General features: G+C 73.7%; 13 protein-coding genes and 1 pseudogene. 9 read left to right on the forward strand and 5 right to left on the reverse strand.

What is annotated here, in order from left to right; genetic code table 11:
- Positions 1 to 6: 6 nt before the first annotated feature.
- Complete coding sequence (locus tag ACFYOP_RS06590; protein WP_356898359.1) at positions 7 to 888, reverse strand: winged helix-turn-helix transcriptional regulator; 882 nt, start codon at positions 886 to 888, stop codon at positions 7 to 9.
- A gap of 165 nt (positions 889 to 1,053) precedes the next feature.
- Between ACFYOP_RS06590 and ACFYOP_RS06595 the strand changes: the two genes are divergently transcribed.
- The 4 genes from ACFYOP_RS06595 (at position 1,054) to ACFYOP_RS06610 (ending at position 5,414) form a co-directional block, all read left to right on the forward strand.
- A complete protein-coding gene (locus ACFYOP_RS06595; RefSeq protein WP_356898358.1) occupies positions 1,054 to 1,857 on the forward strand; it encodes an ABC transporter permease in 804 nt (267 codons plus the stop codon).
- 2 nt (positions 1,858 to 1,859) lie between these two features.
- Positions 1,860 to 2,834, forward strand: coding sequence for an ABC transporter ATP-binding protein (locus ACFYOP_RS06600; RefSeq protein ID WP_356898357.1), 975 nt, complete (start codon positions 1,860 to 1,862; stop codon positions 2,832 to 2,834).
- Positions 2,831 to 3,652 (forward strand): ABC transporter permease, encoded by an 822-nt coding sequence (locus tag ACFYOP_RS06605; RefSeq protein ID WP_356898356.1) that lies wholly within the window; start codon positions 2,831 to 2,833, stop codon positions 3,650 to 3,652. Before ACFYOP_RS06600 ends, ACFYOP_RS06605 begins: the two co-directional genes overlap by 4 nt.
- 415 nt (positions 3,653 to 4,067) lie before the next feature.
- Positions 4,068 to 5,414: a PAS domain-containing protein gene (locus tag ACFYOP_RS06610; protein ID WP_356898355.1), complete on the forward strand. Its 1,347-nt coding sequence runs from the start codon at positions 4,068 to 4,070 to the stop codon at positions 5,412 to 5,414.
- A gap of 247 nt (positions 5,415 to 5,661) precedes the next feature.
- Here the strand turns inward: ACFYOP_RS06610 and ACFYOP_RS06615 are convergent, their stop codons facing one another.
- The gene (locus ACFYOP_RS06615; protein ID WP_356898354.1) at positions 5,662 to 6,417 is read right to left on the reverse strand and encodes an SIS domain-containing protein; all 756 of its coding nucleotides are present in this window, start codon (positions 6,415 to 6,417) and stop codon (positions 5,662 to 5,664) included.
- A 190-nt stretch (positions 6,418 to 6,607) separates the two neighbouring features.
- On the opposite strand from ACFYOP_RS06615, the gene ACFYOP_RS06620 reads away from it, so the two are divergent.
- From ACFYOP_RS06620 to ACFYOP_RS06630, 3 genes are all read left to right on the forward strand, one after another.
- Positions 6,608 to 7,300 (forward strand): metal-dependent transcriptional regulator, encoded by a 693-nt coding sequence (locus tag ACFYOP_RS06620; RefSeq protein ID WP_356898353.1) that lies wholly within the window; start codon positions 6,608 to 6,610, stop codon positions 7,298 to 7,300.
- Between the two features lie 675 nt (positions 7,301 to 7,975).
- The gene (locus ACFYOP_RS06625) at positions 7,976 to 8,839 is read left to right on the forward strand and encodes an alpha/beta hydrolase (RefSeq protein WP_356898352.1); all 864 of its coding nucleotides are present in this window, start codon (positions 7,976 to 7,978) and stop codon (positions 8,837 to 8,839) included.
- 245 nt (positions 8,840 to 9,084) lie between these two features.
- Positions 9,085 to 9,717, forward strand: coding sequence for a hypothetical protein (locus tag ACFYOP_RS06630; protein ID WP_356898351.1), 633 nt, complete (start codon positions 9,085 to 9,087; stop codon positions 9,715 to 9,717).
- Positions 9,718 to 9,748: 31 nt separating this feature from the next.
- Here the strand turns inward: ACFYOP_RS06630 and ACFYOP_RS06635 are convergent, their stop codons facing one another.
- The 3 genes from ACFYOP_RS06635 to ACFYOP_RS06645 form a co-directional block, all read right to left on the reverse strand.
- Positions 9,749 to 11,305: a transporter gene (locus ACFYOP_RS06635; protein ID WP_356898421.1), complete on the reverse strand. Its 1,557-nt coding sequence runs from the start codon at positions 11,303 to 11,305 to the stop codon at positions 9,749 to 9,751.
- A 44-nt stretch (positions 11,306 to 11,349) separates the two neighbouring features.
- A complete protein-coding gene (locus ACFYOP_RS06640; RefSeq protein ID WP_356898350.1) occupies positions 11,350 to 12,162 on the reverse strand; it encodes an ABC transporter ATP-binding protein in 813 nt (270 codons plus the stop codon).
- A 158-nt stretch (positions 12,163 to 12,320) separates the two neighbouring features.
- A complete protein-coding gene (locus ACFYOP_RS06645; protein ID WP_356898349.1) occupies positions 12,321 to 12,998 on the reverse strand; it encodes a bifunctional DNA primase/polymerase in 678 nt (225 codons plus the stop codon).
- Between the two features lie 276 nt (positions 12,999 to 13,274).
- Between ACFYOP_RS06645 and ACFYOP_RS06650 the strand changes: the two genes are divergently transcribed.
- Together ACFYOP_RS06650 and ACFYOP_RS06655 are read left to right on the forward strand one after the other, a co-directional pair.
- Positions 13,275 to 14,660: a transcriptional regulator gene (locus ACFYOP_RS06650; protein WP_356898348.1), complete on the forward strand. Its 1,386-nt coding sequence runs from the start codon at positions 13,275 to 13,277 to the stop codon at positions 14,658 to 14,660.
- 172 nt (positions 14,661 to 14,832) lie between these two features.
- Positions 14,833 to 15,638: pseudogene (locus tag ACFYOP_RS06655) on the forward strand (hypothetical protein); the annotation flags it as partial.

The following is a 15,638-nucleotide window of genomic DNA, read 5'->3' on the forward strand; positions in this document are numbered from 1 at the left end:
CGTCCCTCAGGGCCCGGCCACCTCCCGGGCGATGCCGAGGGCGCCCCGGACGGCACCGGGGATGTCCGTCACCGGGAACTGCACATGCCGCACGGTGCGCTCCCGGTCGAGGACCAGCACGGCCCGCTTGAGGCGCAGCGCCTGCCCGGCCCGGAAGGTCGGCAGCCGCAGCGCCGCGGACAGCCGCGCGTCCATGTCCGACAGCAGCGGGAACGGGATGTCCTCCGCCTGCGCGAACGCGCGCTGCTCGTCGGGGCGCTGCGTGCTCACACCGTGCACGGCGACGCCGGCCGCGGTGAAGTCGCCGTACGCGTCCCGGAAGAGGCGGTTCTCCAGGGTGCAGCCGACCGCGCCGGGGATCTCCGCCCAGCCGTCGGGCAACGGCCCGGGCCGCCCGGTGGCCGGATAGCAGAACAGCACCGTGGCCGCCCGGTCCTTGTCCACCGGGTCCAGCTCGCCCCCGGTGTGCACGGGCAGCGTCAACCGCGGCAGCCGGGTGCCGGGCAGCGCGTGCGTACGGCGGGCCTCGGCGCTGTGATCGTCCGCCGAGCCGGTCAGCGTGCCGTCGCCCAGCAGCCAGCGGTCGGCCCAGTCCTGCATCGACACCAGCACCGGCAGCAGCGCCCGGCCGGCGGCGGTGAGCCGGTACTCGTGACGCACCGGGCCCTGCTGGTAGGGGACCTTCTCCAGGACGCCGCTGTCGACCAGGTGCACCAGCCGCTCGGTGAGCACCTTGCGGGAGATGCCGAGTTCCTGCTGGAGCTCGTCGAAGCGGTGCCGGCCACGGGCCGTCTCCCGTACGAGGAGCAGGCTCCACCAGTCGCCGACGACGGCCGCGGCCTGGGCGACGGCGCAGGCGGCGTCCCGTTCCGGTACTGCTCTGGTCATGCGCCGTCTCCTCTCGGGACCGGTGGCTGTTTCGTGCGGTGTGCGGTGTGCGGTGTGCGGTGTGCGGTGTGCGGGGGCGTGGTGCGGAACCATCTTGCGCCATGGAGTGAGTTCCCGATAGAAACCCACTGTAAGTTCCCAAAGGAAACTCACTAGGAGGGGCCAGTGCCCGCAGCCCGGGCCACCGCATGGCGCACCTGGCAGACGACCAGACGCGCCTACCCATGGACCTACGCCGTCGGCACCGTGCTTCCGGCCGCACTCACCATCTCGCTCGCCCACCTCGGATTCCACGCCGTCGGAGGCGGCGGCGTCGGCGACGACTTCAGCCGCGGCAGCGGCACCACCGCCTACCTCGCCTACATCGCGGTCGGCGCCACCGCGCTCCAGTTCACCGTCCGCCTCATCCTCTGGTCGGCCAAGGCCCTCATCACGGAACAGCGCCAGGGCACCCTCGCCGCACTCCTCGTCGCACCCGCCGGGCGCCTGCCCTACCTGCTCGGCTTCACCGCGTTCGCCGTCCTCAGCACCCTCGTCGAGTTCCTCGCCCTCGGCGTCGTCATCGCCGCCCTCGGCATCTCGATCCCCGTCGCCTCACCCCTCGGCGCCCTCGCCGGAGCGACCGCCCTCGTCTGCGCGGTCTTCTCCCTCTGCGTCGGGCTCGGCGGACTGATGATCGCCGCGGGAGAGGCCCACATCTCGCAGAACACCGTCTTCATCGTGCTCGGCCTCCTCGGCGGCTTCACCTTCCCCCGCGACTACCTGCCCGCCCCCGCCCAGTGGCTCGCGGAAGCGTTCCCCACCACCGCCGCCATGGACGTGCTGCACGGCTCCCTCACCGGCGGACAGACCCTCGCCGAACTCGCCCCCCGCCTCGCGGCCTGCGCCGCACTGACCGTCGCGTATCTCGTCCTCGGCCTGAAGTACCTGCCCCACGCCGAGACCCGGGCCGTCGAAAGGACCTACTGACCATGCAGGGCATCGCCGTACGCGCACTGCGCAAGGAATTCCCCGTACGCGACAAGGGCCTCTTCGGCCCCCGCACCACCAGGACCGCCGTCGACGGCCTCGACCTCGATATCCCGCCGGGGCGCATCACCGGCCTCCTCGGCCTCAACGGCGCCGGCAAGACCACCACCATCAAGACCATCGCCACGCTGCTGCGGCCCACTTCCGGGACCGTCACCGTCGACGGACTCGGCACCGTCACCGACGCCCGCGCCGTACGCCGCCGCATCAACCTCATCGCCGGCGGCGAACGCATGGTCTACACCCGCATGACCGGCCGCGAGAACCTCTGGTACTTCGGCCAGCTCTACGACGTCCCCAAGGCCCGGCTGCGCGCCCGCACCGACGAACTCCTCACCATGGTCGGCCTCACCGACGCCGCCGACACCATGGTCGAACGCTACTCACGCGGCATGACCCAGCGCCTCGCCATCGCCCGCGGCCTGATCAACGAACCCGCCTACCTGCTCCTCGACGAGCCCACACTCGGCCTCGACGCCCCCATCGCCCGCGACCTGCGCCGCGTCGTCGCCGACCTCGCCACCGCGGGCACCGGCGTACTCCTCACCTCCCACTACCTGGCCGAGGTCGAGGAACTGTGCGGACACGTCTACGTCATCTCCGCGGGCCGCCACCTCGCCGAAGGCAGCCCCGCACAGCTCAAGGCCGCGACCGGGAGCCACCGCACCGTACGCATCACCGTCACCAACCCCGGCCCCGCCACCGACGCCGCCGTCGCACCCTTCGGCGCGACCACCCGGCTCCTCCCCGACGGATCACAGCTCATCACCCTGCGCCACCCGGACGACGTCGCGGGCCCGCTCGCGGCCGCCGTCGTCGGCGCGGGCGGCTCCATCGGCGGACTCGAGATCGCCGAAGCCAGCCTGGAGGACGCCATCCTCACCCTCGCCGACACCCCGCAGGCGGCCCTCACATGAACCACGCACTGCGCGTCCTCGCCGCCGAGACCCTCAAACAGCACCGCAGACTCTTCGGCCAGCCCCTCGTCGTGTTCTCCATGCTGGTGTGGCCCGCACTCCAACTCGCCACCACCTACTACACGCTGCGCCCCGTCGCCACCTCGTCCGCCGCCGCCGCGAACTGGCCCCTGGCCGCCGACCCCGACCGGCTGCTCGCCTTCCTGGCCACCGGCACCCTCGCCTACGCGTTCTTCTTCTCCCTCGTCCAGTCCGCCTGGCACTTCTCCTTCGAACGCGCCACCGGCACCCTGGAACTGCTCTTCCTCTCCCCGGTGGGCCGCCTCACCCTCATGATCGCCAACGGCGCCGGAGCGCTCCTCCAGAACGCCTGGCTGCTGACCTGCTTCACGATCGCCGCCCTCACCGGCTTCGGCGCGCTCGCCGTCTCCGCCTGGTGGATGTACGGGGTGGTCTTCCTGTCGCTGCTGATCCCGGCGGTCGCCTGGGGAGCGTTCCTCAACAGCCTGCTGGTCTTCTCGCGGGACTCGGCGTTCCTCTACACGATCCTGGACGAGCCCCTCTGGTTCGTCTCCGCCGTACGCCTGCCGAACTTCGCGCTGCCGGCCCTCGTCCAGATCGTCGGCGCGGTCTTCCCGCTGACCGGCAGCCTCGTCGCGGTCCGCGGCGCGCTCATCGAGAACCGCACCCTCACCGACCTGGCCCCGACGCTCGCCGCCCTGGCCGCGCTGAGCGCCCTGCTCGTGGCAGCGGCGGCGGTGATCCTGCGCGCGGGCGAGGCGCGGTCGCAACGTACGGGGAGGCTGAGCCTGGCCTGACGCCTCTCAGGGGCGGGCCGCGGACGCAGACGACCCGTGGGCCTTGGTCCCTCCGTCGGGACGGAGGGAGCCGGCCGGACTTGCCGGCGGCCCACGGGTCGGGTGACTGCTTGGGTTTTCGGCAGACAGCCTGCCGAGGTGCACAGAGTGCGACGGCAGGCGTCAGCCCGCAGTCACCTCACGAGTCCGAAAAGAAACCATGTTTCCGGATCACCTCCTTTCGCGTGTGCCCACACCCTAAGAAGCGGTGGCGTGCCGGTTCAAGCGATTTAACGCATCCCTTTTCTCGCGGGCGGCGGGAGCGGTGGATCGCGAGGGCCGGGGATTTTGGGGAACGGGGTGTGCCGTGGGTCACGTTGACGTTGAATGAGGACAGGCATCGGCGCACGTGGACAGTCCTGCAGGGGGTCCCGGGATGAGTGCTTCCAGGAGTGAGACCACCGACGCACCCGGCGCCGGCGGACCCGAGCCGGAGCCGGGCGGGGCCGACCTGCTCGCGGCGCTGCTCGACGGGATGGACGCGGCGCTGTGCGCGTTCGACGCCGGCGGGACCGTGACGCACTGGAACCGCGAGGCGGAGCGGATCCTCGGCTGGTCGGCGGCGGAGGCCGTCGGGCGGCGGGGCTTCGCCGGCTGGGCCGTGCGCAGCGCCGACGCCGGCGAGGTGCAGGGGCGGCTGATGGCCGCGATGGACACGCCCGGGCGGCAGGTGCACGAGTTCGCGCTGCTGCGCAAGGACGGCGGGCGGGTCCTCGTACGGACCCAGTCGGCGCGGGTGCTCGGCGCTGACGGCAGGCCCGCCGGGGTGTACTGCGCGTTCAGCGAGGTGCACGCCCAGATAGACCTGGAGCGGTCCATCGCGCTGAGCGAGGCGCTGTTCGACGAGGCCTCGTGGGGCGTCGTACTGGTCGACGTGGATCTCCGTCCCGCCGTCGTCAACGGCGAGGCCGCCCGTGCGCTCGGGGCGGGCCGGTCCGCCGTGCTGGGGCGGCCGCTCGGCGAGCTGCTGGCGCAGGGCGTCGAGGAGCTCGAGGGCGCGCTGCACCATGTGCTGGCGGAAGGCCCTCCGCGCGGACTCGCGGACCTGTGGGTGGTCGCGGGCGCGGACGGACAGGAGCAGCGCCGCTGCTGGCGCAGCGGGTTCCTGCGGCTGGCCTCCCCGCTCGCGGAGGAACCGGTGCCGCTCGGTGTGGGGTGGCTGTTCCACGACGTCACGGACGCGAAGCTGGCCGAGCAGGAGGCGAACCGGCTGCGGTTCCGGACCGGCCAGCTGCACCGGGCGGGGCGGGCGGCCGCCGAGTGCGAGGACCCGTTCGAGGCGGCGACCGTGTACCTCGACTTCGCGCTGGCCGGCTTCGCCGATCACGTCCTGCTCGACATGGCGGAGAACGACGGCGAGCGCCTGGTCCGGGCCGCGGCGTCACCGGTCGGCGCGCCCGGCCCCTGCGCGGGCATGGCGGGCGGCGGGCTGCCGGTGCGGTACGCGCCGGGGCATCCGGCGTTCCAGGCGGTGGAGCGGGTCGGCTCGGTACGGGCCAGCGGCACGCCCGGGGCGTGGGCGGAGCGCCACCGGTGGCCGCCGGACGCGGCGCACGCCCTCTGCACGGTGCTGCGCAGCCGCGGCCGTACGGTCGGCGTCCTCACCTTCCTCCGGGGCGCGGCCCGCCCGGCGTTCGAGCGCCCGGACGCGGTGTACGCGGAGAGCGTGGCGGCGCTGGCGGGGGCGGCGCTGGATCTGGGGCGGATGGTGGGCGAGGGGTGACGGTCCGCCTGCGGCGGGCTTGTTCCCCTGCCCTCCCCCTCCGGCCCGGCGGCCGCGGGGGCCCGCCTTCCCGAACCGGGCTCTGCCCGGACCCGCGCCTCAATCGCCCCGTAGGGGGAGTTTGAGGCCACCGCGCGGAGCGCGGTACGGGGTCCGGGGCCTGCCCCGCCACGCGGCGGAGCCGCACATCGGTACAGCGGGAAGGGGTGGGGTGGGGGAAACGCCCCGCGCAGCGGACCCCCGCCCCTCACTGGTGGTAGAAGATCCGGTCCCCGTACTCGTCCATCACCCGCCCGTTCCACTCGTGGCCCCCGTCCACGTTGCCCGACCGCAGCAACGGCGGTTCGATGCCGCGCTCCGCGAGCCGTTCCGCCGCCGCCGCCATCGTCGCCTGCATCAGCGCGCTGGTCACGACCGTCGAGGCCGGGGCGAACGGCGCCTCGATGGACGGGTGGGTCAGTTCGGCGTCGCCGACCGGGATGTGGGAGTCGAGGACGATGTCGCAGTGGTCCTTCAGGAAGGTCCCCGAGACGTGCCGGGACTTGGTCTCCTGGGCGTACGCGACCGAGGTGACGCCGATCACCGTGAGGCCGAGGGCGCGGGCGTTCATGGCCATCTCGACGGGCAGCGCGTTGCGGCCGGAGAGGGAGATGATCACGAGCAGGTCGCCGGAGCGCGCCGGGCTGGAGTCCAGGACCGCGCCGGCGAGACCGTCGACGCGTTCCAGCGCGGAGCCGAGCGTGGCGGGCATGACGTCGACGCCGACGACGCCCGGGACGGCGAGCAGGTTCATCAGGGCGAGGCCGCCGGCCCGGTAGACCACGTCCTGCGCGGGGAGCGACGAGTGCCCGGCGCCGAACGCGAAGAGCCGGCCGCCCGCGGCCACGGTGTCGGCGACGGCGGTCCCGGCGGCGGCGATGTTCGCGGACTCCTCGTCCCGTACGCGCTGCAGCAGACCGATCGCGGCGTCGAAGAACTGACCGGCCAGCTTGCTCTCGCTCATCGCCGAGCCCTTTCCGCAGGGGGTGGATCAGTACGGGGCGGTCCCCGTGTCGCGGATCACGTTGCGGTCTGGACCATTGCGCTGTCAATACGGTCTCGACCGGGCGCGCACGGTTGTCGGCGGGATGCGCAAGAATTGAGGGCGGGGCCAGCGGACGACTGATTTCAAGTCACAGCATCGAGGGGCACGTATGTCCGGACTGATCGACACGACGGAGATGTATCTCCGCACCATCCTCGAGCTCGAGGAGGAGGGTGTGGTTCCCATGCGGGCCCGGATCGCGGAGCGGCTCGACCAGAGCGGTCCGACGGTCAGCCAGACCGTGGCGCGGATGGAGCGCGACGGTCTGGTGACGGTGGCGGGCGACCGGCACCTGGAGCTGACCGGCGAAGGACGCCAGCTGGCCACACGCGTGATGCGCAAGCACCGACTCGCCGAGTGTCTGCTCGTCGACGTCATCGGGCTGGAGTGGGAGCAGGTCCACGCAGAGGCGTGCCGCTGGGAGCACGTGATGAGCGAGGCGGTGGAGCGCCGGGTGCTGGAGCTGTTGCGGCACCCGACGGAGTCGCCGTACGGGAACCCGATCCCGGGTCTCGAGGAGTTGGGCGAGAAGGCCGAGGCCGACCCGTTCCTGGACGACAGCATGGTCTCCCTGGCCGAGCTGGACCCGGGTCCGGACGGCAAGACGGTGGTCGTGCGGCGGATCGGCGAGCCGATCCAGACCGACGCGCAGCTGATGTACACGCTGCGGCGGGCGGGCGTGCAGCCCGGTTCCGTGGTGAGCGTGACGGAGTCCGCGGGCGGAGTGCTCGTGGGCAGCAGCGGTGAGGCGGCGGAACTGGCGGCCGATGTGGCGTCGCACGTCTTCGTCGCGAAGCGCTGACGCCGGGTCAAGGCACAGGACCGGTAAGGCCCGTAGGGCGCGCAGGACACTCAAGGCCGCGCTCCGGCCCCGCTTCCTCCTCGGAGGGTGCGGGGCCGGTCTCGTTCCGGGTGCGCGGGGCCGGTTTCCGTCCGGAATGGCAGCGGCCGGGCGAATCGCGTGCCACTCTGTGGCTGAGGCATATGACCACGGACGGGGATGGGGATCCCACCGAGGGTGAGGGAGGGGATCACGGTGATGCGCCCGTCGTACGCCCCGCGCGAGAACCGGCGCGTTCGCCGGTACGTAACCGGGTACGGAACCGCATGCGGAAGCCTGCCCGGACGTCGGTGCGCCCTCCCGCGCCCCGCGTCGCGCCGGCTCGTCCGCCGGGCCCCTCCGGCACGGAGGAGTCCCGGCGCCCGAAGGCGCCGGGACCTGTCCTCCCCTGTGCTGACCCGGAGCCCCGAGCTCCCAGGGTCAATCCCCACGGGCCTCTTTCCCCGAGCGGCCCGCCTCCCGCTGAAGATCTCCCCTCGGTGGCGCGGGTCAATCCCGGTAAGTGGTCACTCGAATGAGGGGTGTTGCGTGGCAGAAACGCGTTTTCGAATACGAGTTCGATAGTCTGGCAGGGTTCGACACGAGGCTCGCTGCGAGCCAGTCCGACTCGGGGGAGAAGAGGGGGTGCCAGGACCGATGGTGCGACGCATCGACGTGACCGGAACAGGTGGCGTACGCCTGGCTGCCTGGGAGTTCGCGGACCCGCCGAAGGGTCGCGCGGAGGGCGAGCACGCCCCGGGGGTCTTATTGCTCCACGGCCTGATGGGGCGCGCCTCCCACTGGGCGTCCACGGCCCGGTGGCTCAGTGAGCGCCATCGCGCGGTGGCGCTCGACCAGCGGGGCCACGGCCGGAGCGACAAGCCGGCGGACGGGCCGTACACCCGGGAGGCGTACGTGGCGGACGCCGAGGCCGCGATCGAGCAACTCGGCCTCTCGCCGGTGACGTTGGTCGGCCATGCGATGGGCGCCCTCACCGCGTGGCAACTGGCCGCGAAGCGGCCCGACCTGGTCCAGGCGCTGATCATCTGCGACATGCGCGCCTCGGCGCTCGGCGCCGCGACGCAGCGGGAGTGGGAGGCCTGGTTCCGCTCCTGGCCCGTACCGTTCGCCACCCTGGCGGACGTCCGCAAGTGGTTCGGCGAGGACGACCCACGGGTCGAGCGGCCGAACCCGGCCCGTGGCGAGTTCTTCGCCGAGATCATGGCCGAGCGCGCCGACGGCTGGCGGCCGGTGTTCTCCCGCCGCCAGATGCTCGTCTCGCGCGAGACCTGGGTTCACGACGCCCACTGGGAGGAGCTGGCCCAGGTCCGCTGCCCCACCCTGGTCGTCCGCGGCCTCGACGGCGAACTCGGCCGCGCCGAGGCCCAGGAGATGGTCCGCGTCCTGCCCCGCGGCCAGTACGGCGAGGTGTCCGAGGCCGGCCATCTCGTCCACTACGACTGCCCGTCCGGCTGGCGCACGGCGATCGAGCCCTTCCTCGACGGCGTGTTGACGCCGTGACAGCCGCCCGCCCGACCGCCGACCCGCCCGACCTCCCGACCAGCCGACCCGCCCGACCGCCGACCAGCCGACCCGCCCGACCGCCGACCCGCCCGACCTCCCGACCAGCCGACCCGCCCGACCGCCGGCCCGGCGGAGCTCCGGATCGCCGAGGTCCGCTCCACGGACGGAGGCTCCGCCGTGTGCGTCGTGCGGTGCGTGGGCGGCGTCGCCCGGATCGGGCAGGCGTACGAGGCGGGAGCGCGGTGCTGGAGCGGATGGACCGGTACGGGCGGCCGGTGGCCCGCGTGGACCCGCCGCACAGCGCGAGGGTGCGGCTCTCCGGCGCGGGCGTGGCCGCGCTCCGCAGCCGGATGGTCCTCTCCACGGACGGCCCCCGCCGCTACGGCCACGTCGATCGGCCCGAGATCTGGCGGGGAGCCCAGGGCGCGCCGCAGGGGCGGATCGTACGCAGTGCCGAGGACTTCCACGCGTGGGCCGGGGAGCGCGATCCGGCGGAGTTCGCGGAGCCGTCCACGTACGTCGTCGACGTCGACGGCCTTCTCCGGCTGGCCGCACGGCGCAGTGAGCATGTGGCCTGCGCCGGGCGGGACAGCGTCCGTGCCGCCGGGGAGGTCGCCTTCCGGCGGGACGGCGGCGGCTGGGCGGTCGCCGAGGTCAGCAACCAGTCCACCGGCTACTGCCCCGACCCCGACTGCCGGCCGTCCGTCGCCGCCGCCCTCGACCGCGCGGGGGTCGCGAGGCCGGAGCGGTTCACCCACGAGATCGTCTTCCGCCGCTGCACCGGGTGCGGCGAAGTGAGCATCGTGCGCGAGGGCGACTTCGTGTGCGTCCTCTGCGGACAGGACCTGCCCGGGGCGGCACCTCCGGGGGCGTGACCCGAGAGGTGCCGGCACCGTGCCCGCCCCGTCAGGCCTTGCTGACCGCGGCCAGGATCTCCGGCAGGCGCCGCGCCGTCTGCGGGGCCGCGATGCGGACGCCCGCCCAGGCGAGGAGCGCGCCGTATGCCGTGCCCGTCGGGAAGAGGAGCCACTGGGTGCCGGTTTCCGCGCCGGCGGAGGCGTTCAGCAGGATCGTGAGGATGATCACCGGGGCGCACAGCAGGGCCGCCATGACCATGCCGCCGAGGATCGAGAGCCAGGCGAGAGCGCCCTGGCCCGGGGCCACGTTCTTGTACGCGCTGTCCTGCGGGATCGAGTACGGGAAGCGGGCCGACGACAGCGCGCCCGTCGCCACCATCGCGCCGAGCAGGGCGAACGACAGGCCCAGCACCTCGGGAAGGTCGTGCCAGCGGCCGAGCGCCGCCGCGGTGAGCACCGACACCAGCGCCATGTACGGGACCGTGATGACGAGCAGGGCCAGGGCGCGCGCCCGGAGTTCCTCGTACGCGTCGCGCGTCGAGGAGATCGTCAGGGCCACCATCCAGAAGGCCGAGGTGTCCTGGCCGAACTGGTTGTACGTCATGATGCCGAGCATTCCGGCGGCGAAGCACGCGAAGTAGATCGAGCCGGTGCCCTGCAGCGCGTTGAAGATCGGCACGATCAGGCCGATCGCCAGGGACGACACCCAGGCGCCCTTCGTCTTGGGGTCGCGCCAGATGTAGAGGAAGTAGCGCTGCATCACCGTCCCCGTGCGGCCCGCCGGCAGCATCCCGTGCAGCCGGCCGGAGGCGGAGGACCTGCGGGTCGGCTCCGACGCCGCGGCGAGCGTCGAACCGTCCGGGGCCGTCATCAGCTTCGTCAGGCTCCGCCGCCACGAGCGCAGCAGCAGCGCGAGCGCCAGGGCGGACAGGGCGAGTTGGGCGAGCGCCGTGCCGTACGCGCCGTCGCTCGCGGAGTCCACGGCGCCGATCGCGGACGCCGGCGGGAGCCACCGTACGACCGACGCCGCCGGGTCCAGCGCGGCGAGACCGCCCGCCTCGCCGATGCGCTGCACCCCGAAGTTCACGAACTGGATGCCCACCGCGATCAGCAGGCCGCTGAGCACCGCCAGATCGCGGCCCTTGCGGGAGGTGAGCAGCCGGATGTTGGCGGCCGCGACGGTGCGGGCCAGCGCCAGGCAGACCAGCAGCGTCAGCGGCACCGCGACGACGGACACGAGCAGGGCGGCGACGCCGTGCGAGACCGCGACGGCCGAACCGACGACCACGCAGAGCGTGAACAGCGGGCCGATGCCGACCAACGACGCGACGAGCAGCGCGGTCACCAGCGGCGCGGGACGCAGCGGCAGCATGACCAGGCGCGTCGGGTCCAGTGTCTCGTCGCCGCTCGGGAAGAACAGCGGCAGCACCGCCCAGCCGAGCGCCAGCAGGCCCGTCAGAAGGACGACGAGCGACATGGCGTGGTCGTTGCCGCGCAGCACCACCAGACCCAGCAGCAGGAGCGCCGAGATCAGCAGCACCATCACCATGGAGGTCACGAACACGGCCGTACGGGTCGACGACTGCCGCAGCCCGTTGCGCAGCATCGACAGCTTCAGCCGTACGAAGACGGAGGTCAGGGACGCCGTACTCAACGGGCACCGCCCCCGAGCCAGTCCAGCGACTCCCCGCTGTCCCGGCCCTGCGCGCCGACGAGTTCCAGGAACGCGGCCTGCAGCGACGGCGCGTCGCCGCGGACCTCGGCCAGCGGGCCCTGCGCGCGGATCGTGCCCGCCGCCATCACCGCGACCCAGTCGCACAGCGACTCGACCAGCTCCATCACATGGCTGGAGAAGACGACGGTCGCGCCGGAGGCGGTGTACCGCTCGAGGACTCCGCGGATCGTCTGCGCGGACACCGGGTCGACGCCCTCGAACGGCTCGTCCAGGAACAGGACTTCCGGGTTGTGCAGCAGCGCGGCGGCGAGGCCGATCTTCTTGCGCATACCGGTCGAGTAGTCGACGACCAGCTTGTGCTGCGCCCCCGCGAGGTCCAGCACGTCCAGCAGCTGACCGGCCCGCTTGTCGACCTCGTCGCCCGGCAGACCGCGCAACCGGCCGTTGTAGGCGAGCAGTTCGCTTCCCGACAGCCGCTCGAAGAGCCGCAGGCCCTCCGGCAGCACGCCGATCCGCGACTTGACCTCCACCGGGTCCTTCCACACGTCGTGGCCGGCGACCAGCACCCGGCCGTGGTCGGGGCGGAGCAGGCCCGTGACCATCGACAGGGTGGTCGTCTTGCCCGCGCCGTTCGGCCCGACCAGGCCGATGAAACTGCCCGCGGGCAGGGCCAGGTCGATCCCGGCGACGGCGATCTGCTGGCCGAACCGCTTCCACAGCCCTTCGACGTGCACGGCGGGCGGAGCCGTACGCGCTCCGCCCGCCCGGTCGACCGTCTCGTTCGGCATGTGTCCTCGCGTCCTTCGAAGTCCCCGTGGGTGCCGTGCGGCACCGATGTACGGGGTCCACCCTACGGACGCGTTCGAACACGGCGCCGCCCCCCCGGCGCCGCCCCCCCGGCACCGGCGCACCGGCACCGGCGCACCGGGCCGCGCCGGGCGCCGCGCTAGCCCGCGCGCACCCGGGCCGCCGCCGCCTCCCTGGCGCACGCGTACGCGAGCGGGCTGATCAGCTCGTCGGCGTCCGGGAGCCAGCGGTTGGCGGGGGTGGGGCGGCGGGCCCACTGCACGGCGCCGTGCCCGCCGATCCTGGTCGGCGGGGCGGCGACGTAGTGGCCCTCGCCGCGCGCGATCAGATCGAGGGCGGCCGGGTCCCAGCCCAGCGTCCTGATCAGGCCGGGGGCCTTGAGGGCGGCGCCCGGCAGTACGAAGAAGAGCATCCTGCGGTCCGGGGTGCAGGTCACCGGGCCGAGCGGGAGCTCCATCCGCTCCATGCGCGCCAGCGCCAGGAAACCGGCCGACTCCGAGACCTCGACGGCGTCGAAGGTGCGGCCGGTGGGCAGCAGGATCGAGGCCGTCGGCTGTTTCGACCACAGCCGTCGCGCGGCCGTCGCGCTGCCCGTCGCCTGGTTCGCCCAGTCCGGCCGGGACGCGTGGGCGCCCGGCAGCGGGCAGCCCGGGTCGCCGCACGAGCAGCGCTGCGCCCCCGCGGTCACCTCCAGCCAGGTGCCGGGGAACACGTCCCAGTGCCGCTCTTCCGTGTACCGCACAGCGCTGTCCAGCAGCTGCTCCCCTCGCTGCCGGGGGATCTGTGCGGCCTCCGTGACTCCTATGGTCTCTTCCACGACCCACTCAACTACCGCCGCAACCTCGGGTTACGGGGCGTGCCGCGGTGGAGGTCGGCGCATCGATCCTGCACGTGGGGCGCACGGGTGCACGGCCGGGGGCGCGCACGGGCCGGGGGCCGCGGGGGCGGGTAGGGGAGTGCGGTACGCCTGCGGAAAGGGAAGCGACGGGGGCGCGCGGCGGCAAAAGGAACCAACCCGACCAACTCTGCATTCTCCGTATATCAGCCGGGCATTGATCAACGCGTTGATCAACGCGGCACCAGGGGGTAGTTCATGGCAGCCAGGCCTCTCGTCGTCCGCCAGCCGAACGAACGGCTGCAGGCGCTCATCCAGGAAGCCGGATGCTCGAACGCCGGGCTGGCCCGGCGCGTCAACGTGGTCGGCACCGAGCGCGGTCTCGACCTGCGGTACGACAAGACCTCCGTGGCCCGCTGGCTGCGCGGCCAGCAGCCCCGGGGCCGGGCGCCGGGCATCATCGCGGAGGCGCTGGGCCGCAAACTCGGCCGTACGGTCACGATCGACGAGATCGGCATGGCCAACGGGAAGAACCTCGCCACCGGCGTGGGCCTGCAGTTCTCCCCGACGGTCCCCGGCGCGATCGAGCAGGTCTGCGAACTGTGGCGCAGCGACGTGGGCCGCCGCGACTTCCTGTCCGGCTCCGCGGTCGCCGCCTCCGCCCTCGTCGAACCGAGCCGCGACTGGCTGATCACCGGCGCGGACGCGCAGGTGGCGCGGACAGCGGGGGCGCGGGTCGGGCCGCCGGACGTCGCGGCGGTCCGCGCGATGACCGCGGCGCTGACCGAGATGGACCACCGGTTCGGGAGCGGCCATGTGCGGCCCGTCGTCGTCCACTATCTGAACAGCGTGGTCTCCGGGCTGCTGTCCGGCTCGTACCGGGAGTCGGTCGGCCGGGAGCTGTTCGCCGCCGTGGCGCGGCTGACGGAGCTCGCGGGCTACATGGCCGTGGACACCGGCCAGCCGGGGCTCGCCCAGCGCTACTACATCCAGGCGCTGCGCCTCGCCCAGGCCGCGGGGGACCGGGCGTACGGCGGCTATGTGCTGGCCGCGTCCATGAGTCACCTGGCCGCCGAACTGGGCAACCCGCGCGAGATCGCCCAGCTCGCCCGGGCCGCGCAGGAGGGCGCGCGGGGGCGGGTCACGCCCCGGGTGCAGGCCATGTTCCTCGCGGCGGAGGCACGCGGGCACGCCCTGCTGGGGGACGGCCCCACCTGCGACGAGGTGGCGGCCAGGGCGGTCGCCGCGCTGGAGCGGGCCGAGCCCGGCACCGGGGACGACCCGGACTGGATCTCCCACTTCGACCAGGCGTATCTCGCCGACGAGCTGGCGCACTGCTACCGCGACCTCGGCCGGGCGCAGACCGCGGCGCGGTACGCGGCCGACGCGCTGGAGGCCCTGCCCGAGTCCCGGGTCCGCCGCCGGGCGATCGGCCTGGTCCTGCTGGCGTCGGCGCAGGTGCAGCAGCGCGAGGTGGAGCAGGCGTGCCGCACCGGCACGCGGGCGGTGGAGCTGCTGGACACCCTGCGCTCCAGCAGGGGCGCGGAGTATCTCGACGGCCTTCAGCTCCGGCTGGAGCCGTACGCGCAGGAGCCCCCGGTCCGGGAGTTCGCGGCGCGGCTGGAGCTGCGTACGGCGGCCTGAGAACCGGCTCCGGTCGGCGGCTGCACCGGCGTGGCCACAAGGGCTTTCCACCCAGTGGCCACGGTGAGTTGTGTCCCCATCGTGTCACCGCTCGGGCACGTGTGTGCGGACCACTCCGGGCACCCGGTAGCGTGAGCCGACGATCGAAGCAGATCCACACGTAGGAGTCCCGGTGACGCACAGCGGACAGGGTGACGAGCGGCGGCCGCCGGCCGCGCGGCCCGCGCACGAAGGCGTCGTGCTGCCCGCCGACGGAAGTGAGCCCCTCATACCGGGCACCCCGGGCGCGCAGCCGGCTCCGGCGGGTGGACAGCCGTGGGGCGCGCCATGGGGTCCTCAGGAGCCGCCGCCGCAGCCGCCGCAGGCGGCGCCCGGATACGGGTACCCCGGCCCGCCCCCCGCCCAGGCCGGCGGCGGCCAGGCGGCGCAGGGCTACGGCTACCCGGCCGCTCCCGCGCAGGCCGGTGGCTACGGCTACCCGGCCGCTCCCGCGCAGGCCGGTGGCTACGGCTACCCCGCCCCGCCGCCCGCCCAGGCCGACGGGTACGGCTACCCCGCACAGCCGGCCCCCTACGGCGCGCAGCCGCAGCAACAGCCCGCGCCCGGCGGCTACGCCCCGCCGCCCCCGCAGCCCGGACCCCAGTCCCCGCACGCGGCCCATGGCAACGCCCCGCAGGACGGATACGGGTACGGAGCGCCGCAAGGCGCCGCCCCCCAGGGCCAGTTCACCCCCCCGGGCGCGCTGCCGCCGCAGGACGGGTACCCGCAGTACGGCGCCGCCCCGCAGGGGCAGTACCCGACGCACGGCGCGCCCGCGGCCGGACCGCAGCTGCCGCAGGGGAACGCGCACCCGGGCGCCGCGCCCATGGGCGACGCCGACGCCCCGCAGGGGCAGTACCCGACGCACGGCGCGCCCGCGGCCGGACCGCAGCTGCCGCAGGGGAACGCGCACCCGGGCGCCGCGCCCATGGGCGACGC

Source organism: Streptomyces sp. NPDC006294 (assembly GCF_042870895.1).
Lineage (GTDB): Bacteria > Actinomycetota > Actinomycetes > Streptomycetales > Streptomycetaceae > Streptomyces.

Excerpts from the sequence above, each read along its gene's own strand:
- ACFYOP_RS06615 (WP_356898354.1), bottom strand. The coding sequence starts at position 6,417 with ATGAGCGAGAGCAAGCTGGCCGGTCAGTTCTTCGACGCCGCGATCGGT.
- ACFYOP_RS06610 (WP_356898355.1), top strand. The coding sequence starts at position 4,068 with ATGAGTGCTTCCAGGAGTGAGACCACCGACGCACCCGGCGCCGGCGGA.
- ACFYOP_RS06605 (WP_356898356.1), top strand. The coding sequence starts at position 2,831 with ATGAACCACGCACTGCGCGTCCTCGCCGCCGAGACCCTCAAACAGCAC.
- ACFYOP_RS06650 (WP_356898348.1), top strand. The coding sequence starts at position 13,275 with ATGGCAGCCAGGCCTCTCGTCGTCCGCCAGCCGAACGAACGGCTGCAG.
- ACFYOP_RS06590 (WP_356898359.1), bottom strand. The coding sequence starts at position 888 with ATGACCAGAGCAGTACCGGAACGGGACGCCGCCTGCGCCGTCGCCCAG.
- ACFYOP_RS06620 (WP_356898353.1), top strand. The coding sequence starts at position 6,608 with ATGTCCGGACTGATCGACACGACGGAGATGTATCTCCGCACCATCCTC.
- ACFYOP_RS06625 (WP_356898352.1), top strand. The coding sequence starts at position 7,976 with ATGGTGCGACGCATCGACGTGACCGGAACAGGTGGCGTACGCCTGGCT.
- ACFYOP_RS06640 (WP_356898350.1), bottom strand. The coding sequence starts at position 12,162 with ATGCCGAACGAGACGGTCGACCGGGCGGGCGGAGCGCGTACGGCTCCG.
- ACFYOP_RS06635 (WP_356898421.1), bottom strand. The coding sequence starts at position 11,305 with ATGCTGCGCAACGGGCTGCGGCAGTCGTCGACCCGTACGGCCGTGTTC.
- ACFYOP_RS06600 (WP_356898357.1), top strand. The coding sequence starts at position 1,860 with ATGCAGGGCATCGCCGTACGCGCACTGCGCAAGGAATTCCCCGTACGC.